The organism is Pseudonocardia sp. DxW (assembly GCF_058448985.1).
The window spans coordinates 204,766-228,443 of the sequence record NZ_JBZFLK010000004.1; the positions used below are offsets into that span (position 1 = coordinate 204,766).

The 23,678-nt window shown below is 74.1% G+C and carries 24 protein-coding genes; 13 read left to right on the top strand and 11 right to left on the bottom strand.

The genetic code is table 11. From position 1 onward, the window contains the following. The first annotated feature begins 213 nt into the window (after positions 1-213). The 8 genes from rpmH to ACVJO7_RS08275 all read left to right on the top strand — a co-directional run bounded on the left by rpmH (position 214) and on the right by ACVJO7_RS08275 (position 5,608). Positions 214-351 carry a 50S ribosomal protein L34 gene (rpmH, locus tag ACVJO7_RS08240; protein ID WP_085915072.1) on the top strand — a complete coding sequence of 46 codons (138 nt, stop codon included), beginning with the start codon at positions 214-216 and terminating at the stop codon, positions 349-351. A gap of 27 nt (positions 352-378) precedes the next feature. Beyond that, on the top strand, positions 379-795 hold the full coding sequence (gene rnpA, locus ACVJO7_RS08245; protein ID WP_344023857.1) for a ribonuclease P protein component: 417 nt from the start codon (positions 379-381) through the stop codon (positions 793-795). Positions 796-809: 14 nt separating this feature from the next. Further along, positions 810-1,166, top strand: a complete 357-nt coding sequence (gene yidD, locus ACVJO7_RS08250) for a membrane protein insertion efficiency factor YidD (RefSeq protein ID WP_491672361.1) — start codon at positions 810-812, stop codon at positions 1,164-1,166. A 72-nt stretch (positions 1,167-1,238) separates the two neighbouring features. Continuing rightward, positions 1,239-2,393, top strand: coding sequence for a membrane protein insertase YidC (yidC, locus tag ACVJO7_RS08255; protein WP_491672362.1), 1,155 nt, complete (start codon positions 1,239-1,241; stop codon positions 2,391-2,393). Positions 2,394-2,483: 90 nt separating this feature from the next. Next, a complete protein-coding gene (locus tag ACVJO7_RS08260) occupies positions 2,484-3,002 on the top strand; it encodes a Jag family protein (RefSeq protein ID WP_344023853.1) in 519 nt (172 codons plus the stop codon). 11 nt (positions 3,003-3,013) lie between these two features. Then, the gene (gene rsmG / locus ACVJO7_RS08265; protein WP_491672363.1) at positions 3,014-3,673 is read left to right on the top strand and encodes a 16S rRNA (guanine(527)-N(7))-methyltransferase RsmG; all 660 of its coding nucleotides are present in this window, start codon (positions 3,014-3,016) and stop codon (positions 3,671-3,673) included. Then, positions 3,673-4,638: a ParA family protein gene (locus ACVJO7_RS08270; protein WP_491672364.1), complete on the top strand. Its 966-nt coding sequence runs from the start codon at positions 3,673-3,675 to the stop codon at positions 4,636-4,638. The genes rsmG and ACVJO7_RS08270 overlap by 1 nt, the downstream gene beginning before the upstream one ends. A gap of 1 nt (position 4,639) precedes the next feature. Then, positions 4,640-5,608, top strand: a complete 969-nt coding sequence (locus tag ACVJO7_RS08275; RefSeq protein WP_491672365.1) for a ParB/RepB/Spo0J family partition protein — start codon at positions 4,640-4,642, stop codon at positions 5,606-5,608. Positions 5,609-7,266: 1,658 nt separating this feature from the next. Here ACVJO7_RS08275 and ACVJO7_RS08280 read toward each other — a convergent pair. Continuing rightward, on the bottom strand, positions 7,267-8,217 hold the full coding sequence (locus ACVJO7_RS08280; protein WP_491672366.1) for a D-alanine--D-alanine ligase family protein: 951 nt from the start codon (positions 8,215-8,217) through the stop codon (positions 7,267-7,269). 77 nt (positions 8,218-8,294) lie between these two features. Next, the gene (locus tag ACVJO7_RS08285; RefSeq protein WP_491672367.1) at positions 8,295-9,692 is read right to left on the bottom strand and encodes an aminotransferase-like domain-containing protein; all 1,398 of its coding nucleotides are present in this window, start codon (positions 9,690-9,692) and stop codon (positions 8,295-8,297) included. A gap of 280 nt (positions 9,693-9,972) precedes the next feature. Between ACVJO7_RS08285 and ACVJO7_RS08290 the strand changes: the two genes are divergently transcribed. Continuing rightward, the gene (locus ACVJO7_RS08290) at positions 9,973-10,647 is read left to right on the top strand and encodes a GNAT family N-acetyltransferase (protein ID WP_491672368.1); all 675 of its coding nucleotides are present in this window, start codon (positions 9,973-9,975) and stop codon (positions 10,645-10,647) included. 97 nt (positions 10,648-10,744) lie between these two features. On the opposite strand, the gene ACVJO7_RS08295 is transcribed toward ACVJO7_RS08290, so the two are convergent. The 6 genes from ACVJO7_RS08295 to ACVJO7_RS08320 all read right to left on the bottom strand — a co-directional run bounded on the left by ACVJO7_RS08295 (position 10,745) and on the right by ACVJO7_RS08320 (position 16,178). After that, positions 10,745-11,905, bottom strand: a complete 1,161-nt coding sequence (locus tag ACVJO7_RS08295; RefSeq protein ID WP_491672369.1) for an N-acetylmuramoyl-L-alanine amidase — start codon at positions 11,903-11,905, stop codon at positions 10,745-10,747. A gap of 204 nt (positions 11,906-12,109) precedes the next feature. Then, positions 12,110-12,433 carry a thioredoxin gene (gene trxA, locus ACVJO7_RS08300; protein ID WP_344023839.1) on the bottom strand — a complete coding sequence of 108 codons (324 nt, stop codon included), beginning with the start codon at positions 12,431-12,433 and terminating at the stop codon, positions 12,110-12,112. Between the two features lie 58 nt (positions 12,434-12,491). Further along, positions 12,492-13,496 carry a thioredoxin-disulfide reductase gene (gene trxB, locus ACVJO7_RS08305; RefSeq protein WP_491672370.1) on the bottom strand — a complete coding sequence of 335 codons (1,005 nt, stop codon included), beginning with the start codon at positions 13,494-13,496 and terminating at the stop codon, positions 12,492-12,494. Positions 13,497-13,662: 166 nt separating this feature from the next. Next, on the bottom strand, positions 13,663-14,235 hold the full coding sequence (locus ACVJO7_RS08310) for an RsmA family anti-sigma factor (RefSeq protein ID WP_491672371.1): 573 nt from the start codon (positions 14,233-14,235) through the stop codon (positions 13,663-13,665). A 113-nt stretch (positions 14,236-14,348) separates the two neighbouring features. Next, positions 14,349-14,864 (bottom strand): sigma-70 family RNA polymerase sigma factor, encoded by a 516-nt coding sequence (locus ACVJO7_RS08315; RefSeq protein WP_344023835.1) that lies wholly within the window; start codon positions 14,862-14,864, stop codon positions 14,349-14,351. 87 nt (positions 14,865-14,951) lie between these two features. After that, entirely contained in the window at positions 14,952-16,178 is a 1,227-nt protein-coding gene (locus ACVJO7_RS08320; protein ID WP_491672372.1) for a protein kinase family protein, read from the bottom strand. 267 nt (positions 16,179-16,445) lie between these two features. On the opposite strand from ACVJO7_RS08320, the gene ACVJO7_RS08325 reads away from it, so the two are divergent. Beyond that, positions 16,446-16,661, top strand: a complete 216-nt coding sequence (locus tag ACVJO7_RS08325) for a hypothetical protein (protein ID WP_491672373.1) — start codon at positions 16,446-16,448, stop codon at positions 16,659-16,661. 272 nt (positions 16,662-16,933) lie between these two features. On the opposite strand, the gene ACVJO7_RS08330 is transcribed toward ACVJO7_RS08325, so the two are convergent. Continuing rightward, entirely contained in the window at positions 16,934-19,246 is a 2,313-nt protein-coding gene (locus ACVJO7_RS08330) for a DUF6049 family protein (protein ID WP_491672374.1), read from the bottom strand. After that, a complete protein-coding gene (locus ACVJO7_RS08335; protein WP_344023829.1) occupies positions 19,243-19,737 on the bottom strand; it encodes an NUDIX hydrolase in 495 nt (164 codons plus the stop codon). The genes ACVJO7_RS08330 and ACVJO7_RS08335 overlap by 4 nt, the downstream gene beginning before the upstream one ends. A gap of 290 nt (positions 19,738-20,027) precedes the next feature. Between ACVJO7_RS08335 and ACVJO7_RS08340 the strand changes: the two genes are divergently transcribed. The 3 genes from ACVJO7_RS08340 to ACVJO7_RS08350 all read left to right on the top strand — a co-directional run bounded on the left by ACVJO7_RS08340 (position 20,028) and on the right by ACVJO7_RS08350 (position 23,111). After that, positions 20,028-21,428 (top strand): CCA tRNA nucleotidyltransferase, encoded by a 1,401-nt coding sequence (locus ACVJO7_RS08340; protein WP_344024358.1) that lies wholly within the window; start codon positions 20,028-20,030, stop codon positions 21,426-21,428. A gap of 209 nt (positions 21,429-21,637) precedes the next feature. Further along, positions 21,638-22,234: a YqgE/AlgH family protein gene (locus ACVJO7_RS08345; RefSeq protein WP_491672375.1), complete on the top strand. Its 597-nt coding sequence runs from the start codon at positions 21,638-21,640 to the stop codon at positions 22,232-22,234. 37 nt (positions 22,235-22,271) lie between these two features. Next, positions 22,272-23,111, top strand: coding sequence for a nucleotide disphospho-sugar-binding domain-containing protein (locus ACVJO7_RS08350; protein ID WP_491672376.1), 840 nt, complete (start codon positions 22,272-22,274; stop codon positions 23,109-23,111). Between the two features lie 18 nt (positions 23,112-23,129). Here ACVJO7_RS08350 and ACVJO7_RS08355 read toward each other — a convergent pair whose 3' ends face one another. Continuing rightward, positions 23,130-23,597, bottom strand: coding sequence for an SdpI family protein (locus tag ACVJO7_RS08355; protein WP_491672465.1), 468 nt, complete (start codon positions 23,595-23,597; stop codon positions 23,130-23,132). Positions 23,598-23,678 lie beyond the last annotated feature (81 nt).

The following is a 23,678-nucleotide window of genomic DNA, read 5'->3' on the forward strand; positions in this document are numbered from 1 at the left end:
GGCGGCCGGTCCGGGGGCGGTTTGACCCCCTCGAAACGCGCTGCGTACCCTTGACGCTCGGACACTGGTCAGGACGTGCATGACGTACGTCCAGCGCGCACCCGTTCGCACGCGGGCAGCGTGGCGGCCGGTGGCCCACGAACCAGTGCCAGTGACCGTAGAGATCATCGGCGTCGCAGGGCGCCTGCGAGCCGCCGACCAGGAGAGCCGACCGTGAGCAAGCGTACTTTCCAGCCGAACAACCGCCGCCGGGCCAAGACGCACGGTTTCCGGCTGCGCATGCGCACCCGTGCCGGCCGCGCGATTCTCGCCGCGCGCCGCCGCAAGGGGCGCACCAACGTCTCGGCCTGACGGCCGGCACCCCGACCGGCCAGCGCCGTGTTGCCGGCACACGCCCGGCTCACCCGCCGGCCAGACTTCGCCTCGACGATCCGGAACGGCCGACGTGCCGGGCGGTCGAGGCTGGTGGTGCATCTCGACCCGACCCGCCCCGGCGGCGTGCCCGAGCACGCTTCGCCGCGGGCGGGTTTCGTCGTGAGCAAGGCGGTCGGCAACGCGGTCGTCCGGCACCGGGTGACCCGTCGTCTGCGGCACCTGGTGGCGGACCGGCTGGACACGCTCCCGGCCGGTGCGGCACTCGTCGTACGGGCGTTGCCGCCGGCCGGCACCGCCACGTCCGCCGAGCTCGGTGCGGACCTGGACTCCGCGCTGCGGTCGGCGAGCCGTCCGCGCAGGCCGAGGTCCGCACAGCCGGACGCCCGGAAGCCCGCCGCTGCGCCGACGGCGCTGCCGTAGCCGAGGAGGACGTGGTGAGCGAGGAGCGCGAAGCCGCCGCCCGCGGTCCCTGCTGCCCCGACGGCGGCGACCCGCCGGCACCCCCCGCGGGGCTCGGTGCCCGGGTGGCGATGGCGATGGTCCGCTGGTACCAGGTCTGGATCTCGCCGAACCTGCTGCCCAGCTGCCGCTTCCACCCCAGCTGCAGTGCCTACGCCGTCGAGGCGCTCGGCACCCACGGGCTCGTCCGGGGCCTCGGGCTCACCGCGTGGCGACTGTTGCGCTGCGGGCCGTGGCACCCTGGCGGGTGGGACCCCGTGCCACCCCGGCGACCTCGCGGAACACCGCGGACCGGCCGGGAACCCGGCCAGGCGTCCACCGACCCGTCCTGAACCGAAGGCCTCCAGACGGCGCGGCCCGCCGCACAGCGTGCCCGACCCGAGACCCCGAGGAGCAACACACCCGTGCTGGACTTCATCTACTACCCCGTCAGCTTCATCATGTGGGTCTGGCACAAGGTGTTCGGCTTCGTGCTGGGCGACGACAGCGGTGTCGCCTGGGCGTTGTCGGTGGTGTTCCTCGTCTTCACCCTGCGGCTGATCCTCTACAAGCCGTTCGTCAGCCAGGTCCGCTCCATGCGCAAGATGCAGGAGATGGCGCCGGAGATGCAGAAGCTCCGGAAGAAGTACGCCAACGACCGGCAGAAGCTCGCCACGGAGATGCAGAAGCTCCAGCAGCAGAACGGCGCCAACCCGATCATGGGTTGCCTGCCGATCCTGGTGCAGATCCCGGTCTTCATCGGCCTGTTCCACGTGCTGCGCGAGTTCAAGCCGGGCAAGACCGAGAACTACGTGTTCAACGCCGCGGAGAACGCGTCGTTCGTCGACTCCGACTTCTTCGGCTCCAAGCTCGGCGCCGCGATCTGGCCGCTGCAGAACACCTCGTCGGTCGCCGACCTGGGCGGGAACCTGGTCTCGCAGTGGATCGTCATGGTTCCGCTGATGATCATGGCCGGCATCTTCACGCACGTCACCGCCCGGCACTCGGTCGCCCGCCAGCAGGCGCAGATCGCGGCCGGCACCGCGGCGGCGAACCCGCAGGCCGAGATCATGCAGAAGCTGATGCTCTACGTGTTCCCGATCGGCGTCGTCGTCGGTGCGCCGTTCCTGCCGCTCGCCGTCCTCTTCTACTGGGTCGCGAACAACCTGTGGACGCTCGGCCAGCAGTGGGTCGTCTACAAGCGGATCGACGCCGAGGAGGCGGAGAAGGAGCAGAAGGCGACCGAGTCCGCCAAGGCGCTCGCGCCGCGTCCGGGGCAGAAGCCGGTCCGCAAGGACGGGAAGGGCACCGCGCAGGACGTCCGCCGGATCGCCGACGAGCCGCTGGAGGCCGATTCCGCGCAGGGCTCGGACGGTGCCTCCGCCGAGGGCGGGTCGCCGAACGGCTCCACACCGAACGGCTCCACACCGAACGGCTCCACACCGAACGGCTCCGGCGCGAACGGCTCGGGCACGAACGGCGTCGCGAAGAACGGCAACGGTTCCGGCGGCAAGAAGCCGGGGGCGAAGCCGGTGCAGCGCCGCCAGGGAACGAAGTCCAAGCGCGGCAAGCGCCGCTGACCGACCCGCGGCGCCCCGCGGCCCCGGCGGACCCCACCGCCGCGCGGGCCCGGCGCCGCGCACCTGCCCACCCCAGCGAGAGGAGATCCCGTGTCCACCACTGCTCAGGACGGCGGCGTCCAGGACAAGCCGTCCGGTGACGAGCTGCTGATCCAGGAGGGCGACGTCGCAGGTGACTACCTGGAGCGTCTGCTCGACATCCTGGACTACGACGGCGACATCGATCTCGACGTCGACGGCGGCCGCGCCATCGTCAGCATCGAGGGCGCCGAGGGCGACACCGACCTGGAGAAGCTGGTCGGTGACAAGGGGGCGGTGCTGGAGAGCCTGCAGGAGCTCGCGCGGCTCGCGGTGCAGCAGCAGCTCGGCAGCCGCAGCCGGCTGATGCTCGACGTGGCGGGCTGGCGCAAGCGCCGTCGCGACGAGCTGACCGACCTGGGTCTGGAGACCGCGCGCGAGGTCAAGCAGTCCGGGCAGTCGGTCCGGCTCCGTCCGATGACGCCGTTCGAGCGCAAGGTCGTGCACGACGCGGTCGCGACGGTGAAGGGCGTCATCAGCGAGAGCGAGGGCGAGGAGCCGCGCCGGCAGGTCGTCGTCCACACGAAGTGAGTGCCGACGGGGTGCCGACCCCGGACGTCGCCGCGTCGGTGTTCGGCGAGCGACTGCCCTCGGCGGTCCGCTACGTCGAGCACCTGGCGACGTCCGGGATCGAGCGCGGGCTGATCGGGCCGCGCGAGCGGGAGCGGTTGTGGGACCGGCACGTCCTCAACTGCGCGGTGCTCGCAGAGGTGGTACCGCCGGACGCGAAAGTGGTCGATGTCGGCTCCGGCGCCGGGCTGCCCGGGATACCGTTGGCGCTGGCCCGCCCGGACCTGCGGATCGTGCTCGTCGAGCCGCTCGCCCGCCGGGTCGACTGGCTGGACGAGGTGATCTCGGACCTCGGTCTCGACATCGCCGTCGAACGGGGGCGTGCCGAGGAGCCTTCCGTTCTGCGACGATGGGAGGGCGCCGATGTGGTCACCGCCCGAGCGGTCGGGCCACTCGCCCGGCTCGCGGGGCTGTGCCTCCCGCTGTTGCGGACCGGTGGTGCGATGCTGGTGCTGAAGGGTGCCTCCGCTCCGGAGGAGATCGCGCGCGATGTGGACGCGGTCCGGCTCCTCGGGGGCGGCGACGCCCGGATCCACGAGTGCGGTGCCGGCGTCGTCGATCCGCTTACCACGGTGGTCGAGATTCCGCGTATCGGCGCGCCCCGCCGCAACCGGAGGAAACAACGGCGATGATGAGCAGGACACCGTCCTCGGCTGTTCCACGTGAAACATCACCAGGGGAATCGACGGAGAGAGGGCCGCGCGTGAGTCTCGGTTGGACCCCCATCGCGGACGAGGCCGAACGTGCCGCCCGCGTGCTGCATCCGGATCGGCACAGCATGCCCCGGCCGGCCGAACGCCGTGTCCTGACCGTCGCCAACCAGAAGGGCGGCGTCGGCAAGACGACCAGCACCGTGAACCTGGCCGCCGCGCTGGCGATGCACGGGATCCGCGTGCTGGTGATCGACCTCGACCCGCAGGGCAACGCGAGTACCGCGCTGGGTGTCGAGCACCGGACCGGGACGCCCTCGGTCTACGAGCTCATGCTCGGCGAGATCCCGCTCGAGGAGGCCGCGGTCACCAGCACCGCGTCACCCAACCTGCTCTGCGTGCCGGCGACCATCGACCTGGCCGGCGCCGAGATCGAGCTGGTCAGCATGGTGGCCCGGGAGTCGCGGCTGTCCCAGGCGCTCGCCGACGAGCACCTGGACGAGCTGGACGTCGACTACGTGCTGATCGACTGCCCGCCCTCGCTCGGCCTGCTGACGGTGAACGCGCTCGTCGCCGCCTCCGAGGTGCTCATCCCGATCCAGTGCGAGTACTACGCGCTGGAGGGGCTCGGCCAGCTGCTCAGCAACATCGACCTGGTCCGGTCGCACCTCAACACCGCGCTGCACGTCTCGACGATCCTGCTGACCATGTACGACGGGCGGACGAAGCTGGCCGACCAGGTCACCTCCGAGGTCCGCCAGCACTTCGGTCCGACGGCGCTGCGCACGGTCATCCCGCGCAGCGTGAAGGTCTCCGAGGCACCCGGCTACAGCCAGACCGTGCTCGAGTACGACCCCGGCTCGCGCGGCGCGATGAGCTACGTCGACGCCGCCCGCGAGATCGCCGAGCACGGGGCCTCCGGCGCCTACCGTGCGGGCGGGCGCTGAGATGGCCGAACGCAAGGGTGGTCTCGGGCGCGGCCTCGCCGCGCTGATCCCCACCGCACCGGCCGAGGACGGCCCGGGCCCCGGGAGCGCCGCCGGCGCCCCGCTGCACCGGCCGGACCGGTCCGCGCACCGGGACGGCACCGACGCGGAGACCTCGGTCGTCGACGGCGGTGCCGAGTACCGGGAGATCCCGCTGAAGCGGATCGTCCCGAACCCGAAGCAGCCGCGGAGCCAGTTCGACGAGGAGCAGCTCGCCGAGCTGGAGCACTCGATCCGCGAGTTCGGGCTCCTCCAGCCGATCGTGGTGCGCCGTGCCGGCCGCGACTTCGAGCTGATCATGGGCGAGCGCCGCTGGCGGGCCGCCCAGCGGGCCGGCCTGGACACGCTGCCCGCGATCGTCCGGCACACCGGCGACGACGTCATGCTCCGCGACGCGCTGCTGGAGAACATCCACCGCGTCCAGCTCAACCCGCTCGAAGAGGCGGCCGCCTACGAGCAGCTCCTCGCCGAGTTCGGGGTCACCCACGGCGAGCTCGCCGACCGGCTCGGCCGCAGCCGCCCGGTCGTCACGAACATGATCCGGCTGCTCAAGCTCCCGGTGACCGTGCAGCGTCGGGTCGCCGCGGGCGTTCTGTCCGCCGGGCACGCCCGGGCACTCCTCGGCCTGGAGGACGCCGGCCGGCAGGAGGAGCTCGCGACGAGGATCGTCGCGGAGGGCATGTCGGTCCGAGCGACCGAGGAGGCCGTCGTGCTCGCCCGGCAGGACGGCCCGGCGCGCGAGCCGCGGACCCGCAAGCAGGGGGTGCAGCGGCCCGAGTTCACCGACATGGCGGACCGGCTCTCCGACACCTTCGACACCCGGGTCAAGGTGGAGATGGGTCAGCGGAAGGGCCGGATCGTCGTCGAGTTCGGTTCGGTGGAGGACCTCGAGCGGATCACCGGCATGATGGGGCTGCGCGACCAGGGCTGACCCCTCCCCTGGTTCGCCCGGCAGCCGGGATCTGAGGGCGCCCCAGATCGGCCGCTGGGCGGCCGGCGCCGGGGTCGCCGCACGATCACTCCGGCAGGGTGCCGGGCGTTGCCAGGGGCGGACTGAGCCGCTGTTCCGCGCGGTGGGGCGCTGGTCCCATCGGCGGCACGGTCCGGGTCGGCAGCTGCCGGCCGCCTGGCGGTGCGCGGTGACACGGTCGGCCCGAACAGCGACGGGCTACGGGGGTGTGGGCCGAGGCGCGTCCCGGTACAGCGCTCGGTGGTCGCGCGCGGATGGCGGAGGCGGGGCGCCGGCAGAGGTCGCTCGCACTTTTCATGATCATGGACTGCGCTCGGGGCCGGCGCCACGCTGTTCCCGTTCCCGAGGTACCCGGCGTTCCCCTCCCCCGGGTCGTGCGTGCTCATCCCGGACCGGTGCGCCGGCCCGGGCATCGGTGCTTCGGCCGGAGTGCGTTCGCGGAGCGGGCCGGGCCTCGTCTGCTCAGCGGCCTGGATCGAGAACCTGGTGGGCGGGACGACGGTCGCCGCGGCTGCGCCGGGTGGGTGTCCTGGCGGCCCTCCGGGTGTTGGTCTCCGCTCCGGAGGGTCGGCCGGTCGCCCTGGAGTGTCCGGGGTCCGCGCCGGCGTGCTCGGGTGCCACGCCGGCGTGGCGGGGCTCTGCGTCGGTGTGCCCCTGCTCTGCCGCGGAGTGCGCGGGTTCCGCGCTCGGGTGCTCGGGCTCTGTCTCGGAACGTGCGGGGTTCGGCGCTGGCAGGCTCGGGTCCGCGTCGGCCTGCCCGGGCTCTGTCTCGGAGTGTGCGGGCTCTGCGCTGGTGTGCTCGGGTTCGCGCCGGCGTGCTCGGCCTCAGCTCTCGCGTGCCTGGCTCTGCCTCGGAGCGCTGGACCCCGCTCCGGCGTGTCCGGCTTCCGCGCTGACGCGTTCGGCCCTGCTCTCGCTGCCCCGACCGCACCTCGGAGTGCGGGAGTCGGCAGCTGAGCTCCCGCGCTCCGCAGCCGGCGTGCCCGGGATCCCGCCCCCCGGAGCGTCCGGCTCCTCCGCGGTGGTCGGGCTCCAGTCCGGCGGGTCGGGCTCCGCCCCGGCACCCGAGGCTCCGCCCCAGCACCCGGGGCACCGCCTCGGCGCGGGGCTCCGCCTCGACGCGGGGCTCCGCCTCGGCACACCCGGGGCTCTGCCCTGGCCTCCCCCGATCCCGCCCGCGAGCGCCGATTCCGGTGCAGCGCTGGGCCACCCATGCGCGGCCCCGCCTCCCCGAGGCTCCGGACTCAGCTCGGGTCGGCGCTGCGAGCCGCGGTCACGGGCGCGATTCCCGGTTGCCTGCGCACCGGCCGGATCCGCGCCGACCCGGCGCGCCTGCGGACCGCGCCGGCCGGCGTGCGGTCCGGCCCGCCGCGAACTCGCCGGCCAGGGACGGGTCGCGGCCCGGCCCGGCGCACCCGAGCACCCGGCCGGAGCCGCGCTCCCCTGGCTCCCCGGGCCGGGCGCCGGTGGATGCCGGATCGACGTCCGGACCGTCCGGTACTCCCTGGCCCTTGCCCGAGGGATCGCAGCGCGGCCGGTCGCCCCGCGCCAGCTCGGACGCCGCGCGGGTTTCACGTGAAACCGGCGCGCCCACATCCACCGGTTTCACGTGGAACATCTCAGCCCGGGCGGGAGGCCGCCCGTTCCACCAACGCCTGGTACACGGTCGCCAGGTCCGAACCGGCGGCGGTTACCGCGGTCGGGAGCAGCGAGGTGTCGGTCAGGCCGGGCGACACGTTCATCTCCAGCACGTGCACGCGCCCCTCGTCGTCGACGATCGCGTCGGTGCGCGAGAGGTCCCGCATACCGAGCAGGCGGTGCGCGGCGAGCGCGGTCTCCGCCAGCATGGCCAGGACATCGTCCGGGAGCCGGGCCGGGCAGTGGAAGCTCGCCGCACCCGGCGTGTAGCGGCAGGTGTAGTCGTAGAAGCCGGACGGCACCTCGACCTCGACGGCGGGCAGCGCGCGCGGCTCGGCGCCGTCGTGCACGACCGACACCGCGACCTCGGTCCCGCTCACGAACCGCTCGGCGAGCACCGTGTCGGCGTAGGCGAACGAGCTCACCATCGCGGCCGGGAGTTCGGCGGCGTCACGCACCACCTGGACGCCCAGCGCTGATCCCCCCTGGTCCGGCTTGAGCACCAGCGGGAGGCCCAGCCGTTCGACGATCGCGCTCAGCACTCCCTGCGCGCCGAGCTCCCGGAACGTGGAGTGCGGCAGTGCCACCCAGTCCGGCGTCGTCAGCCCGGCGCGGACCAGCTCCGCCTTCACGCTCGGCTTGTCCCAGGCGCGCCGGCAGGCTCCCGACGGGGTGCCCACGAACGGGATGTGCAGGAGCTCCAGGATCTGCTGGACGGCCCCGTTCTCCCCCTCGCCGCCGTGCAGTGCGACCGCGACGACGTCCGGGCGCTCGTCGTTCAACCGGCCGAGGAGCGCGCCGTCGACGTCCCACTCCCGCACGTCCACGCCGTTCGCACGGAGCGCACCGGCGAGCCGGCGGCCGGACCGCAGCGACACCTCGCGCTCGTGGGACAGACCTCCGGCCAGCACGGCCACCGTTCGATCGCTCACCCGGGCATTCTGCTCCATGCCCCGGAGACGGGAACGCCCCGGACCTTCCGATCCGGGGCGTTTCACGTGAAACACGGTCAGGTCGTGTCGGGCGCCGGATTGTCCGAGCCCCGCTTGAGCTCCGGCCGGTCCGGCGTGCCGAACGTGCGCACCACGTCGAGCTCCGCCTCCAGGACGGCCGCCAGTCGGCGGACCCCCTCGGTGATCCGCTCGGGCGTCGGGAAGCAGAACGACAACCGCAGCTGCCGGCTGCCGTACCCGTCGGCGTAGAAGCCGGTTCCGGACGCGTACGCGACCCGTGCGGTCACCGCGCGCGGCAGCATCGCCTTCGTGTCCACGCCGGCCGGCACGGTGAGCCAGACGAAGAACCCGCCGTCCGGCACAGTCCAGCTGCACCCCTCCGGCAGGTGCGCCTCGAGTGCGGCCAGCATCGCGTCGCGCCGCTCCCGGTAGTTCTCGCTGAACGTCTTGATCTGGCTGCGCCAGTCGTGATGCGACAGGTACCGCGAGACGAGCATCTGCGTGAAGCTCGGCGGGCACAGCGTCGCCGACTCCGCGGCCAGCACGAGCCGGTCGCGGACCAGCGGCGGGACCAGCGCCCAGCCGACCCGCAGGCCGGACGCGAACGTCTTCGAGAACGACCCGAGGTAGATCACGTCCGGGTCGAACGACCGCAGCGCGGGATGCACCTCGCCGGTGAAGCCGAGCATCCCGTACGGGTTGTCCTCGATGACCATGACGCCGTAGCGGCGGCACAGATCCAGGATCTGCGGGCGCCGCTCGTGGGCGAGCGTCACGCCGGCCGGATTGTGGAAGTTCGGGATCGTGTACAGGAACTTCGGGGTGATGCCCTTCCGGGACAACGACTCCAGCGCCTCGTGCAGGAGCGCGGGGACGAGCCCGTGCTCGTCCATCGCGACGTGCACGACGCGGGCCTGGTAGGCGGCGAAGCTGCCCAGCGCGCCGACGTAGGACGGTCCCTCGGCCAGCACGACGTCGCCCGGGTCGACGAAGATCCGGGTGAGCAGGTCGAGCGCCATCTGCGAGCCGACCGTCACCACGACGTCGTTCGGGTCGCCCTCGATCCCCTCCTCGCGCATGACCTCGCAGATCTGCTCACGCAGCTGCGGCACGCCCTGCGCGGAGCCGTACTGCAGCGCGGTCATCCCGTCGACGTCGACCAGCTCGGCGACCTCGGAGGCGAGCGACTGCAGCGGCAGCGCCGCGAGGTTCGGCATGCCGCCGGCCAGCGACACCACCTCCGGCCGGCTCGCGACGGCGAACAGCGCCCGGATCTCCGACGCCGTCATCCCGGCCGTGCGCGCCGCGAAGCGCTCGGTGGGGGGCAGCAGCGCCGGCGCCGCGAACCCGTCCGGGAGCGGGGCCGGCACGACGCCCTCCCCTGCCGCTGCGGCCGCCGCCGCTGCCGCGGTGCGGCGGGCGTCGGGCTGCTGCGGACGATCGGGCGAGGCCATCGGGGTGCTCCCCTTCGACGAGATGAATGGTCGGCCGAGTGTAACCACGACGGGTGATCGGCTTGCCCTTCGTCGTCACGGAGGGACCGGTGGGCCTTTCCGGGGTGACGGTGGCGCCGAATTCCGCTTACCCTCGGGGCAGGCGGATCGCCGGGTCCATTGCGGGGACCGGATACAGCGACGGGGGCTGTTGCGCCGGTTCGGGGGACGATCTCCGGGGCCGATCGTTCCGCGGATGTGCGCGAGTCCCGCGCGACGACGACAGCCGGAGGTTCGATCCGTGTCCTGGCATGTGGCCGCGCTCAATCTGGACAATCTGGGTGATCTGCCCAAGCGCTGCCGGAATTGTGTCTACTGGGAACTGTCTCCGAAGCTGGCCGAACAGGCTGACGGTTACGGCACCACCGATCTGGAGAAGGAAGCCTGGCTGTCCGAGGTCCTGCTCGAGTGGGGATCCTGCGGCCGGGTCGTCTACGTCGGCGGCGCCCCCGCCGGGTACGTGCTGTTCGCCCCGCCCGTCTCGGTCCCCCGGGCCACCGAGATGCCGACCGGCCCGGTCAGCGCCGATGCGGTGCTGCTCACGACGATGCAGGTGCTGCCGGAGTTCTCCGGGGAGGGGTTGGGCCGCGCGCTCGCCCAGGCCGTCGTGAAGGAGCTGGTACGCCGCGGCGTCCGCGCCGTCGAGGCGTTCGGTGACGCCCGTCCCGGGACCGAGGCCGACTGTGTCGTGCCGGCGGACTTCCTCCGGTCGGTCGGGTTCAAGACCGTCCGCCCGCACCACAGGTGGCCGCGACTGCGGATGGAGCTCCGTTCCGGAATCGAATGGAAGTCCGATGTCGAGGCCGCTCTCGAACAGCTGTTCAACACGGTGACGATCCCGATGCAGGCCCCGGCGCCGGTCGCGACGAAGACCCCCGTTCGGGCCGGCCGCTGCCAGGCGTCGAACGGGGCCTGAACATACGTCAGCGGCGATCTCAGGGCTTCCTGAGATCGCCGCTGATCGACTTCCGGGACGGCCCCGGTGTACGGGGCCGGGAAACGTCGGAATGGGCCTAAACGGCCCTGATCTGGTCCCTGCCGTACTCGCGGGCCAGCACGTCGTTGAAGGTGAACGTCCCGGTCGGCTGGTCGTCCTGGCCGAGCAGGTAGAGCCGCTTCACCGCGACGAGGATGCCCTCGGCCACCACGTCCCGGAAGCCGGGATCGAGCAGCTTGCGCCGGTCCCCCAGGTGGGTCAGGTAGCCCGTCTCGATCCGGACGGCCGGCATCCGGGTCCGCCGGACGAGCTCCCAGGTGCAGGTCTGGCTCCGGCAGTCGAGCATCGACGTCCGGGTGAGCAGCTCGCGCTGGATCAGCCCGGCGAGCGCCTCCCCCACGTTCGACGTGGTGCCGGAGCCGTTGCCGAAGTAGTAGGTCGCCAGCCCCTGGGCGTTCGGGCTGAAGCTCGCGTCGGTGTGCAACGACACGACGAGATCGGCGCCGACCTCGTTCGCGAACTCGGCGCGATCGGCGTCCGGCGGGTTCCCGCACTCCGGCCGGGACAGCAGCGCCTCCATGCCGGTCGCGGACATCCGTCCGACCAGCCGGTGCGCCAGGTCCCACATCAGGTCGGCCTCGGTGACGCCGGCGACCTCGACGCCGCGGTCGTTCCCGCCGTGCCCCGGGTCGATCACGATCCGCTTGCCGCGCATCCGGGGCCCGGCCCGGCGCAGCAGCTCCTGCTCGCGAAGCAGGTGCGGACGACCGCCGGTCACCTTGCGGCCGAGCTGGCGCAGCGCGCGCAGCGTCTCCGGCCCGCAGACGCCGTCCGGGACCATGCCGTAGTCGCGCTGGAAGCGCATCAGGGCCTGCTCGGTCTGCTGGTCGAACAGACCGCTCGGGCGGCCGGAGTTGTACCCCAGCTCGAGCAGCCGCTCCTGCAGCATCGCGACGTCGTCACCGGTGGTCGGGGTGGAGAGGGTGAACGACAGCATCCGGTCGCCCAGCGTCCACCCGGCCTCGCGCAGCGCGCGGGCGGTGTCCGGGCCGACGATGCCGTCGGTGATCAGGCCACGCCTCTGCTGGAAGACCCGGACGGCGTGGTCCATGGCGTCGTCGAACTGATGCCGGGACGCGGAGTCCGCCGGCAGTTCGGGCAGCAGACCGAGCTGCTGCAGCGTCACCCGGACCTCGAGAACAGCAGGACCGAAGTCCCCGCGCCGGAGCAGCTGCATGCACCCCTCGCTCGCAGTCGATGGCGCCGTGTGGCGCCCCGTTGTCGGTTGGTCGCACCCGGTCGAACCGGGCGACGGCCGACGACCATTGTGCCCTGCCCGGGCCGCGGGGTAGTGCAGCGGGGCGTACACGCGCGTGTCCCGGTTGTGATCAACCGGGACACGCAGCGTGATCTCGATGCGCTAGACGCGCGCGAGTGATCGTCAGATGTGGTCGGAGAGATCCGCCAGCAGGGCGGCCTTCGGCTTCGCCCCCACGATCTGCTTCACCGGCTTGCCGCCGCTGAACAGGATCATCGTCGGCACCGACATCACCTGGTAGTCGCGGGCGACCTCCGGGTTGGCGTCGATGTCGAGCTTCGCGACGGTGAGCTTCTCGGCGTGCTCACCGGCGATCTCGTCGAGCACCGGGGCGACCATCTTGCACGGGCCGCACCAGGTGGCCCAGAAGTCGACCAGGACGGCCTTGTCGCTCTTGAGGACGTCCTGGTCGAACGAACCGGTGGTGACGTCGATCGTGTTGGCCATGGGTTTCTCCTTCGGTCGGAACGGGTCGGGTGGTGGGTGGGGTGGTCGTGCCGGGGCGTCAGTGCGCGGCCCGGGCGACCTCCTCGGCGGGCGCGTCGCCGTAGCCGCCGCCGGCCAGCTCGGGCGAGATCGGGTGCCCGGCCAGCCAGCGCTCGGCGTCGATGGCGGCCGAGCAGCCGGACCCGGCCGCGGTGACGGCCTGCCGGTAGGTGTGGTCCACCAGGTCGCCACAGGCGAAGACGCCGGGCAGGTCGGTGTAGGTGCTGCGGTCGAGCACCTTCACGTAGCCCTCGTCGTCGAGCGGGACCTGGCCGCGGACCAGCTGGCTGCGCGGGTCGTGCCCGATCGCGACGAACATGCCGGTCACGTCGAGCGTGTCGGTCTCGCCGGTCACCGTGTCGCGCAGCTGCAGCTGCTTCACCGAGCCGTCGCCGGTGACCTCGATGACCTCGGTGTTGGTGCGCCAGCGCATCTTCGGGTCGTTCCGGGCGCGCTCGAGCATGATCTTCGAGGCCCGGAACTCGTCGCGCCGGTGCACGACGGTGACGGTCTCGGCGAACCGGCTGAGGAAGGTGGCCTCCTCCATCGCGGAGTCGCCACCACCGATCACGGCGATGTGCTGGTCGCGGAAGAAGAAGCCGTCGCAGGTCGCGCAGGAGCTGACGCCGCGGCCGAGCAGCTCCTGCTCACCGGGGACGTGCAGGTAGCGCGGCGCGGCACCCATCGCGAGGATCACGGCCCGGGCGCGGAAGGTCTCCTTCCCGACCCGGACCTCCTTGATCTCGCCCTCGAGGGAGACCTCGTCGACGTCCTGCGCGCGCAGGTCGGCGCCGAAGCGCTTGGCCTGGCCGCGCATCTGCTCCATGAGCTCGGGGCCCATGATGCCGTCGGTGAAGCCGGGGTAGTTCTCGACCTCGGTGGTGGTCATCAGCGCCCCGCCGAACTGGCTGCCCTCGAAGACGAGCGGTGCCAGCTGGGCCCGTGCGGCGTACACCGCGGCGGTGTAGCCGGCCGGGCCGGAGCCGATGATGATCAGGTTGTGCACGGTGTCATGGGTGCTCACCGGTACCGATCCCTCCTGGCGCTGCCCGTGCGGGCTGCGCGATGACGGGGCCCGCGGGGGTCTGCCCCGCGTCGTAGCTGTCTGTTCTCTCGAACGAGATCCTAGACAGGGGCATTCCCGGTGCTCCGGGCGCGAACCGGGGCCCGGCCGATCGGTCCCGCAACGGTCACGGAGCGCGGCCCTCCAGGAGCACCCGGCCGTTGCCCGGGCCGCAGTCCGGCGGGACGACGAGCAGCCGCAGCCGGCCGGGCTCGGGGGTGCCGAGGACGAGCAGCACCCCGGGCTCACCCTGCACCGGATACGGCCGGGTGGCGAGCAGCGGCGCGTCCGGGTCGTCGGCGCCGGCGGCGGTCAGGCAGTCCCGCACGCGCCCGGGATCGGCGAGCGGCCCGGCGGGGGCCCCGGCGCCCGGCGCGGCGCTGCGGAGTGCCTCCGGGGTGTCGGCGGCGACCGGCCGGGGGGCCGGGCCGGGCCGGTCCGCGGCCGCCCGCAGGAACGCGGGCAGGGCGGCGAGTACGGCGATCGCGGCGACCGAGCCCGCCGCGGCGAGCAGCCGGGCGCTCCGGGGTCGCGGCGGCCGACCGGGGCGGGTGGTGGGCGACCGGCCGGTCGCCCACCGGGTGTCCGGCGGGGTGCGGGTGCCGCCGGTGAGCTCGTCGTGCAGCCGCCCGCGGATCCGGCCGGCGACGTCGTCGGGCATCGGGACCGGCCCGAGGGCCACCCCGAGCCGCACCTGCACCGCAACGTTATCGTCGATATGACATTCACCAGGTGGATCCCTGTTCTCGTCGCTCCGAGAAGAACTCTCCGACTGATTCGTGTCAGTGTGGCGAGAAGGCTCCCCGGACGTGCTCATCGGTCCTCCTCGTGCAGGCACCCGAGCTCCGCGGCCAAGCGGGCCCTGGCCCGCGCGCAGCGGCTCTTCACCGTTCCGTCCGCGACGCCGGAGATCTCCGCGACCTCGGCGACCGGGTAGCCGAGCCCGTCCACCAGCACCACCGCCACCCGCTGCTCGACGGGCAGCACGGCGAGCGCGTCGTCGACCGTCAGCCGGGTCACCAGCGGCCCGGCCGGATCCCGGACGACGGCCGCGCCGGCATCGTCGGCGTCCCGGCGCCGGGCCCGGGCCCGGATGCGGTCGATGCAGCCGTTCACCAGGATCCGGTGCAGCCAGGTCCCGGGGGCGGCCTCACCCCGGAAGTGCGACGAGCGGAGCGCGGCCAGGAACGCCTCCTGGACCGCGTCCTCGGCGTCGGCCCGATCGCCGAGGATGCGCAGCGCGACCGACCAGAGCCGGTCTGCGTGCGCACGGAACACCTCGTCCAGGTCGGGCGCGGCGGGCCGCGGGGACCGGTCGACGGTGGGCACCGGCGCACGGTAGGTCCGGTGCGGGTCCGGCCACCGGCGTCCGGCCGGTACCGTTCGCGGCTGCGAACGGCGGGCTGCCGGGGTGGGCTACTGGACGGCCCGCTCGAAGGAGATCTCGCCGATCTCGCTCTGGTTGCCGGGGCCGAGGCCGGTGATCCACAGGAGGACGTGGCCGGTCGGCTCGGCGGCGTCCAGCGGGACGACCGTCTCGCCCTGCTCCAGGGTCACGGTGCGGACGAGATCGGTCTGCCCGAGCGTGGCGTCCGCGGTGGGCGCCGTGCGCACCTCCACGACGGTGCCCGCGCTCGCCGAGTCGATCGTCAGCCGGCTCACCGGCTCCGGCGAGCCGAACGACGCCATGATCCCGATCCCGGGCTTGAGCGCCGGGAACTGCTGGAAGTACCGGCTGGTGCTCCAGGTGGTCGACGGGTCGCCGTCGACCACCCGGTCGACGGTGGCGGCGTTGTCCCCGTCCCCGGCCGGGTCGAAGACCTGGACCGACACGTCCTGCACCGGGGCGGCGACCGCGGCCGGAGCCTGGCCCTGCTGGACCGGCGCCGTCGCGGCCGGCGGGATGACGACCGGCGGGGTGCTGGAGCCGCCGAACAGCGCGCCCACCTGGATGCCCAGGTAGCCGAGCACGATGAGCACGCCGATCGCCAGCACGGCCAGGCCGACCCGCAGGTTCTGGCGGCGCTGCGGATCGTTGCGGGTGTCGGGGAGCCGATCGGAGTCCTGCCAGACGTCGTCCGGATCGGACGGGGCGCCGTCGTGCACCGGCGGGAAGAACGCCTGGTCCGCGTGCTCGGCGACGACGTCGGCCAGCATCCGGTGCATCGCGGCCGCGGTGTGCACCCGCCCGAGACCGCCCTCGCCCGCCTGGCCGAGCGCGCCCATGCACAGCGTGTCCAGCTCCAGCGGGACGCCCGGGCGCAGCTGCGCCGGCGAGCGCAGCCGGCCGGTCGGGGTCCGGTCCGCGGCGACCAGCCCGGCCCGGGCGGCGTCGGCGACCGAGAGCGGCCAGCGGCGGGTCAGCAGCGTGTACAGCAGCCCGCCCAGCCCGCGCACGTCGTCGGCGGCCGACACCGACGGGCGGGGCAGCAGGAAGGCGAGGATCGCGCGGCCGTCCGGCGTGATCCGGATCCGCTGCGGGTGGTCGCAGCCGAGCACCAGGCCCTGCTGGTGGGCCTCGGTCGCGGCGGCGGCGAGTGTCTCGACGGCCTTCGCCGCCCGCTGCGCCCGGACCGGCCCGTCGGCGACGGTCTCGGCGAGCGACCTGCCCGGCACCCACTCGGCGACGGCCGCGCCCAGCACGTCGGCCGGGAGGCCGTGCGTGCCGGGGCCAGCACGTCCAGCAGCCGCGCGCTGCCGGGGTGCTCGAAACAGCCCGACCGCAGCGCGCGGACGATCATCTCGCCGGCCCGGGCCGAGCCCTCCGGATCGTCCGAACGGTCGTCGGCGGGCAGCCTGCGGAGCAGGGTGACGGCGACCGGACGGCGCAGCACGGTGTCCTCGGCGCGCCAGAACTCGGCGCCGGCCGAGGGATCGGAGCCGGTCCGCTGGCGGAGCACGTAACGGTCGGTGAGCGGGGAGCCCGCCGCGGTGCCGACGGCGTCCCGCGCCGCGGGGATCCGCTCGGTGGCCCGGGTCTGCGCGGGCACCCGGGCGGTCGCCCCGCCGTCGGCCGCCGGGGACTGCTCACGGCCGTCGTGGGTGGTGGCGGTGGCCGGATCGACGGCACCGGCCGGGTCCAGCGAGGGGTGCGTGCCCGCCGCGTCGGCCTGGGGGTTCGGGTGAAGTTCCGTACGGGCAGCGCGCTCGTCGATCTGCCCGTTCAACGGCTTCGCCTCCCCCTGGCGCGCTGATGTCTCGTCGGGCATCAGCCTACGTCACCCCGTCCCTTCCGGACGAGTCGAGGACCGCCTTCGCGACCCGCTCGAACAGTCATCGGCCGGGGGTCCGGACAGGTTCGCCGCACAGCCGACGGTATTCGGCGAAATGTCGTTTTCATGCGACGAACGGTCGTCCTGGATCCGTGGACGACCCGTTGCGGGTGAGTGGGCCGCCGTTCAGCGCGGCGGTGCCCGGTCCGCGGCGGGGGGTGCGGCGGCCTCGCCGCCGGCGCCGGTGGGCGACGCCGCCCGGGGGCCCGCAGCACCGTCCGGCCCGCCGTCCGGCCCGCTGTCCGGGCCGCCTGCCGGGCCGCCCCCCGAGGCGTCGCCGGAGCCGCTCCCGGCGCGCACCCGGCGGACGATCCGGCGCACCACCAGCACCACCAGCAACGCGCCGGCGATCCCGGTCAGCCAGACGGTGACGGTGCCGTAGACGGTCGACCGGACCCGGAGCCGGGTGTCCGGCCCGAGCTCCGCGCCGTCCGGGGTGCGCAGGCCCGCGTCCACCCCGAACTGGCCGGACCGCGTCACCTGCGCGCTCACCCGGACCTGCACCCGGCCCAGCGGCGGGACCGCCTGCACCGGGATCGGGGCCACCCGCAGGCCGGTGGTGCTGGACAGCACCACCCGGACGTTCATCGTGACCGGCAGCCCGTTGGCCACCGTGATCAGCAGCGGCGCGTCGCTGGTGCCGAGCGAGTACGGGCTCGGCGGCTGCACGACCCGCACCGACGCCCGGATCTGCTCGATCCGCCCGGCCACGATCGCGGCCTCCCGCTCGGCCCGGGCCGGGTCCGCCCGCCACCACGACGACGCCGCCCGCAGCGTCCCGCGGACCAGCGGATCGAACACCTCGGCCGGGCTCGCGCCGACCCCGGTCCGGGCCTCCGCGGCGCCGCGCAGTCCCTCGATCGACCGGACCTGGTCGGCCACCGTGTCGATCACCGGGCCGGGGATCTCCGCCCCGCCGGCCTGCACCGGGTAGAACAGCCGGGCCGGTTCGGCGGCCGGATCGGCCTGGGCCGCGACGCCGGGCAGCCCGGCCGCGGCGAGCCTGCCGTCCTGGATCAGGGCGGTCAGCGCCGACAGGATCCCGGCGGCGGCCTCCCGGCCTGCGGCCCAGCCGTGCGGCGGGGCGACGAGCAGCGAACCGGCCGGGCCATCCGGGCCGGCCGTGCCGCCGGTGCCCGCCCGGAACGCCAGCGCCCCGGCCAGCTCCTGGCCGGCCAGACCCCCGGCGCCACCGTCCTGCAGCTCGACGACGGCCGGGCCGGTCGCGGCCTGGGCGAGCAACGGATCGGCCAGCACCGCCCGGTCCCCACCGGCGGGACCGTCGTTGAGCCGGACCACCCCGGACGTCTGCCCGGAGGACACGCCGTCCGACGACAGCAGGAACCGCGTGCCGCCGCCGAGCGCCTCCAGGGTCGGCTCGTCCAGCACGCCGTCGGCGGGCCACACGACGTCGCTCAGGACGGTGGCGCCCAGCAGCTCGGCGAGCGCGGCCCGGCCCTGTTCGAGGGTGGTGCGGGCCAGCTCCGCCTGGCCGGCGCGGACCAGCGCGACCAGGTCGGCGTCGGACGGGGGAAGGGCCAGCACGCAGGACCCGGCCGCGGCACCCCGGAGCGCCTCGAGCCACTCGGCCGCGGCCGCGGCGCCCCGCCCGGGGGCGGTCTCGCCGCCCGGCCCGACGGTCACCTCGTAGCCGCCGCTCATCGCCGCCGCCGTCGCCACCAGCTCGGGATCGATCGCCAGACAGAGCGCGGTGCGGACCGGCGAGCCGGGTGGCGCGCCGTCGGACAGCGCGTCGACCAGGCCGTACAGCCGCCCGCCGGGAGCCATCGAGGTCGCCAGGTCGTCGTCGGTGAGCACCGGGACCTGCCCCGGCACCGGCGGGATCCGCCGGGGGGCGTCGGTGATCGGGTACAGCATCGACACCGGGGTCGCCGAGGTGCCCGGGTCGGCCGGCGCGCCGGGCAGCGACGAGACCGGCAGCACGCTGCGGATCCCGGCGATCCGGGACGGGGTGCCGTTCACCGTGCCGTTGAGGTTCACCAGCAGCGGGTAGGTGCCCGGGCCCGGCAGCGCGAGCGAGTCCGCCCGGTCACCGGTCAGCGGGACCGAGTAGCGGAACGGGACGGAGCCGCCGGGGGCGACCGGCCCCAGCTCGGTGAACGCCGGCGTCGCGTCGTCCACCGGGGCCTCCCCGGCGAACGCCGCGCGCAGCGCCGGCTCGCCGCCGACCGCGGGTCCGCGCTGCACCCGCAGCGAGAGGTCGTCCACCGGATCCGGTCCGGTGTTGGTCACCGAACCGGTGACGACGAGCTCCGGCGGCCCGGCCGAGGTGACGACCCGGGGCGACATCGCGTCGACCTCCAGCCGGACCGGTGCCACATCCGGCTGCTCCTGGGCCCGCGCCGGGGCGGGGAGTGCCACCGACCCGGACAGGAGGGCGGCGAGCAGGATCGCGACCAGGGCCGCGACCCGGCTCACGCGGTCTCCTCCAGGAGGTTGGCCGCGTGCCGGATCAACCGGCGTTCGTCGGCGTAGGCGAGCCGGCCCTCCAGCTCGCCGAGCGGCACCCAGGCCACCTCGGAGACCTCGACGTCCTCGTCGGAGAGCTCGCCGCCCAGCGCGCGCATCAGGTAGTGGTGCACGGTCTTGTGCACGCGGCGGTCTTCGGCCACGAACCAGAAGTCGATGGTGCCCAGGGGTGCCAGCACCTCACCGATGATGCCGGTCTCCTCCTGCACCTCGCGCACGGCCGCCTGTTCCGCGGTCTCACCGGCCTCGATGTGCCCCTTGGGCAGCGACCACAGCAGCCGGCCGCGCCGGTCCAGCCGGCCGATCAGCGCCGCGGCGCCCGAGCGCGGATCGACGACGAGGCCACCCGCGGACGTCTCGTCCACCGTGCGCAGGCGGCGGCGCCGGTCGGACGAGCGTCCCGCGCGACGCCCCCCGGAGCGGCCGCGGGAGGTGGACATGTGGCGATGGTAACGAGACGGTGGCATCTCGGTGGGTCGACGAGCCGTCACCGATCGGGCTCGCGGCGGTCGGCTGCCCGTTGATCTGCGGGCCCGCCGTCCCGCCCGGACCCGTACCCGCGGGCCCCGCCCGGGCGCGTTGCCTACACTGGCCGGTCGTGTCCACGCCGTCCGTCACCTCGCGTCCCGTGACCTCCGCCCAGAACCCGCGCCCGGCTGCCCGGGGCGGTCGGGAGTCCGGCCCCGGGCCGGATCCGGAGGGGCTGAAGCGCTCGCAGGAGGACGCCGTGATGCAGATGCTGGACGTGCCGGCCGTCGCCGACGAGCTGGCGGCCCGGTTCGCCGAGCGGGGGCACCGGATCTACCTGGTCGGGGGCAGCGTCCGGGACGCGCTGCTGCGCGGCACCGGGGTGTCGGACCGGGACTCCGGCGATCTGGACTTCACCACCGACGCCCGGCCGGAACAGATCCTGGAGGCCGTCCGCGGCTGGGCCGACGCGGTCTGGGACACCGGGATCGCGTTCGGCACCGTCGGGCTGCGCCGCCGCGATCAGGTGATCGAGGTGACGACGTTCCGTGCCGACACCTACGACGGCAGGTCCCGCAATCCCGAGGTCCGCTTCGGCGACGACATCGAGGGCGATTTGGTCCGGCGGGACTTCACGGTCAACGCGATGGCCGTCGAGCTCGGGGAGCGCCGGTTCGTCGACCCGCACGGCGGGTTCGCCGCCCTCGCCCAGGGCGTCCTCGACACCCCGGACCTCCCCGAGCGCTCCTTCGCCGACGATCCGCTGCGGATGCTGCGGGCCGCCCGGTTCGTGTCCCAGCTCGGCTTCACCCCGGCCGACCGGGTGACCGCGGCGATGACCGCGATGGCCGACGAGCTGTCCCGGATCACCGCCGAGCGGGTGCAGGCCGAGTTCTCCAAGCTGGTCCTCGGCGCGCACCCGCGGCGCGGGATCGAGCTGCTCTGCGACACCGGGCTGGCGCAGCACGTCGTCCCCGAGGTGCCGGCGATGCAGCTGGAGACCGACGAGCACATGCAGCACAAGGACGTCTACACGCACTCGCTGGTCGTCATGGAGCAGGCGATCGAGCGGGAGACCGACGGCCCGGACCTGACGCTGCGGCTGGCGGCGCTGCTGCACGACATCGGCAAGCCGGCCACCCGGCGCAAGGAGCCGGACGGCCGGGTCAGCTTCCACCACCACGAGGTGGTCGGCGCCAAGATGACCCGCAAGCGGCTGCGCGCGCTGAAGTACCCGAAGGCACTGATCGACGACGTCTCCCAGCTCGTCTACCTGCACCTGCGGTTCCACGGCTACGGCAAGGGCGAGTGGAGCGACTCGGCGGTCCGCCGGTACGTGACCGACGCCGGCCCGCTGCTGGACCGGCTGCACCAGCTCGTCCGGTCCGACTGCACCACCCGCAACCGGCGGCGGGCGGCGGCGCTGCAGCGCAACTACGACGGGCTGGAGCGGCGGATCGCCGAGCTGCGCAAGCAGGAGGAGCTCGACGCGATCCGGCCGGACCTCGACGGCAACCAGATCATGCGGCTGCTCGGCATCCCGCCGGGCCCGGCGGTCGGCCGTGCCTACCAGCACCTGCTCGCGCTGCGGATGGAGCAGGGCCCGCTCGGGCCGGACGAGGCCGAGGCGGCGCTGCGGGCCTGGGCGGCCGAGAACCTCTGAGCTGTACGTACGTCATAGACGATCGTCTATGACGTACGTACGGAGCGTGCCCGGCCGGTGACCCCGTTCAGACGTCCGTACACACGATCGTCCGCGCCGGGTGCCGAGCGCCCCGGACGACCCGCCCGGTCCGGCGTCCATCGGTCGGGTGGCGCTACTGCACACGGGTGCCGAAAGCGGACCCCCGGGGCGGGTGCGAAACTGACGCCGTGCGGGAACACCGCGCCACCCGAGGCGCCGCCCTTCCCCCGGTCACACCGGGCAGCCTGCTCGTCGCCGCCCCCGGTCTGGGTGATCCGAACTTCGCCCGGACGGTCGTCTACATGATCGAGCACCGTCCGCACGGCAGTCTCGGCGTCGTGCTCAACCGGCCCGGCCGGTCCGCCGTGCGCGACGTGCTCCCCCGATGGGCCGGGGTGACCAGCGATCCCGGCTCGATGTTCGTCGGCGGGCCGGTGGAGGCGCAGACCGCGCTCTGCCTCGCCGCGCTGCGCACCGGGCAGTCGACCCGCGGGCTGAGCGGCCTGATGCCGGTCCGGCCCCCGGTGCAGCTGGTCGATCTCGACTCCGATCCGGCCCCGCTCGCACCCCGGCTGCGCGGGCTGCGGATCTTCGCCGGCTACTCGGGCTGGGACGGCGGGCAGCTGCACGGGGAGATCGCCCGCGGCGACTGGTTCGTCGTGCCGGGGCTCCCGGACGACCTGCTGACGACCTCGCACGACCGGCTGTGGGAGCGGGTGCTGCGCCGGCAGGGGATCCCGCTCGCGCTGCTCGCCACCTTCCCGGCGGACCCCGCGCAGAACTGATCCGGGCGGACGCACCGGCGGAGCTACCCTGCCGCCGATGGCCACCGCGTCGCACTACGTGCCGCTCGGCGTGGAGGTCTGGCCGAACCTGGTCAGCAACCGGCACTGGTCGATGAACCGCTACACGCGGCTGAACCCGCTCGCCCCACGGTTTCTCGCCATAATGATGAGATATGGCTCCTACCTGCGCAGGGAGGGAATCCGGGACGTCCGGGGGTTCTTCGAGGGCAGCGCCGCGGCCCAGCGGCTGGTCACCCTGCCCCGGGCGTTCCAGTACGCCGGGGAGACCTTCGAGGGATTCCGGTTCGTCGGCCCGGTGCTCGGCGACCGCGCGGCCGAGACCGGCTGGACCCCGCCGGACGGCGACCGGCCGGTGCTGCTGGTGTCGCTCGGCAGCGCCTACAACCGGCGCCCCGCCCTCTACCGGACGATCCTGGCCGGGCTCGCCGGGCGTGGCCGGCACGTCGTGCTCGCCGTCGGCGACGTCGACCCGGCCGAGCTCGGCCCGCTGCCGGCAGGGGTCGAGGTGCACCGCAGCGTCCCGCAGGTGTCGGTGCTGCGGCACGCCGCGGCCTTCGTCACGCACGCCGGGATGGGCGGCACGATGGAGGGCCTCGCAGCCGGGGTCCCGCTGGTGGCGCTGCCGCAGATGGCCGAGCAGCGGGCGAACGCCGACCGGATCGCCGAGCTCGGGCTCGGCGTCACCCTCGATCCGGCCACCCTCACCCCGGACCGGCTGTGGTCGGCGGTGCAGCAGGTCAGCACCGATCCCGCGGTGCGCGAGCGGCTGAGCTGGATGGCCGGCGAGATCGCCGCGGCCGGTGGCGCACCGGCCGCCGCCGACGAGATCGAGCGGGCGCTCCCGCCGCCGGGCTGATCCGGGGTCCCGCCGGGATCAGCGGCCGGTGCCCGCGCTGCGCTCCCCGGCCCGCCGGTCGGACTCCGCCGGGCCGCCGCAGCCGGCCACCAGGTCGCAGCCGGTGCAGACACCGGCGCAGGACGGCGCGGGGGCCTGCTCGGCGATCGCGATCTCCGCGGCCCGGGCCCCGAACGAGCCGCCGAGACCGGCCATGACGACCACCCCGGCCAGCGCGATGACGGCCAGCACCCACGGGGCCGCGCCACCCCGGTCGGTGAGCAGCAGCGCGGTCCCGCCGACCAGCCCGATCAGGCCGGCCGCGCCCAGCGGGCGCGCGGCGACCCGGTTGGCGAGGGCGAACGCGTCCGCGGTGCGCAGGCTGCTCGGCGTGCGGACACCGACGAACCTGTTGCGCGGCAGCCTGCCGCTCGCACCGAGCACGGCGAGCACGACGAGCACCGCTCCGGCCAGCAGGAGCAGGACGGCGAGGACCAGGCGCAGCATGGTGGGCACGTGACCAGGGTAGAACCCGGCGCAGCGGGCCCGCCCGCCCCGGCTACCCTGGTCACATGTGCGCGGCCCGAC

Bases quoted from the DNA above. Each gene is read 5' to 3' on its own strand.
- ACVJO7_RS08270 (WP_491672364.1), top strand. From the start codon at position 3,673: ATGAGCAGGACACCGTCCTCGGCTGTTCCACGTGAAACATCACCAGGG.
- ACVJO7_RS08275 (WP_491672365.1), top strand. From the start codon at position 4,640: ATGGCCGAACGCAAGGGTGGTCTCGGGCGCGGCCTCGCCGCGCTGATC.
- ACVJO7_RS08285 (WP_491672367.1), bottom strand. From the start codon at position 9,692: ATGGCCTCGCCCGATCGTCCGCAGCAGCCCGACGCCCGCCGCACCGCG.
- ACVJO7_RS08295 (WP_491672369.1), bottom strand. From the start codon at position 11,905: ATGCAGCTGCTCCGGCGCGGGGACTTCGGTCCTGCTGTTCTCGAGGTC.
- trxA (WP_344023839.1), bottom strand. From the start codon at position 12,433: ATGGCCAACACGATCGACGTCACCACCGGTTCGTTCGACCAGGACGTC.
- ACVJO7_RS08335 (WP_344023829.1), bottom strand. From the start codon at position 19,737: ATGTCCACCTCCCGCGGCCGCTCCGGGGGGCGTCGCGCGGGACGCTCG.
- ACVJO7_RS08340 (WP_344024358.1), top strand. From the start codon at position 20,028: ATGCAGATGCTGGACGTGCCGGCCGTCGCCGACGAGCTGGCGGCCCGG.
- ACVJO7_RS08350 (WP_491672376.1), top strand. From the start codon at position 22,272: ATGGCCACCGCGTCGCACTACGTGCCGCTCGGCGTGGAGGTCTGGCCG.
- ACVJO7_RS08355 (WP_491672465.1), bottom strand. From the start codon at position 23,597: ATGCTGCGCCTGGTCCTCGCCGTCCTGCTCCTGCTGGCCGGAGCGGTG.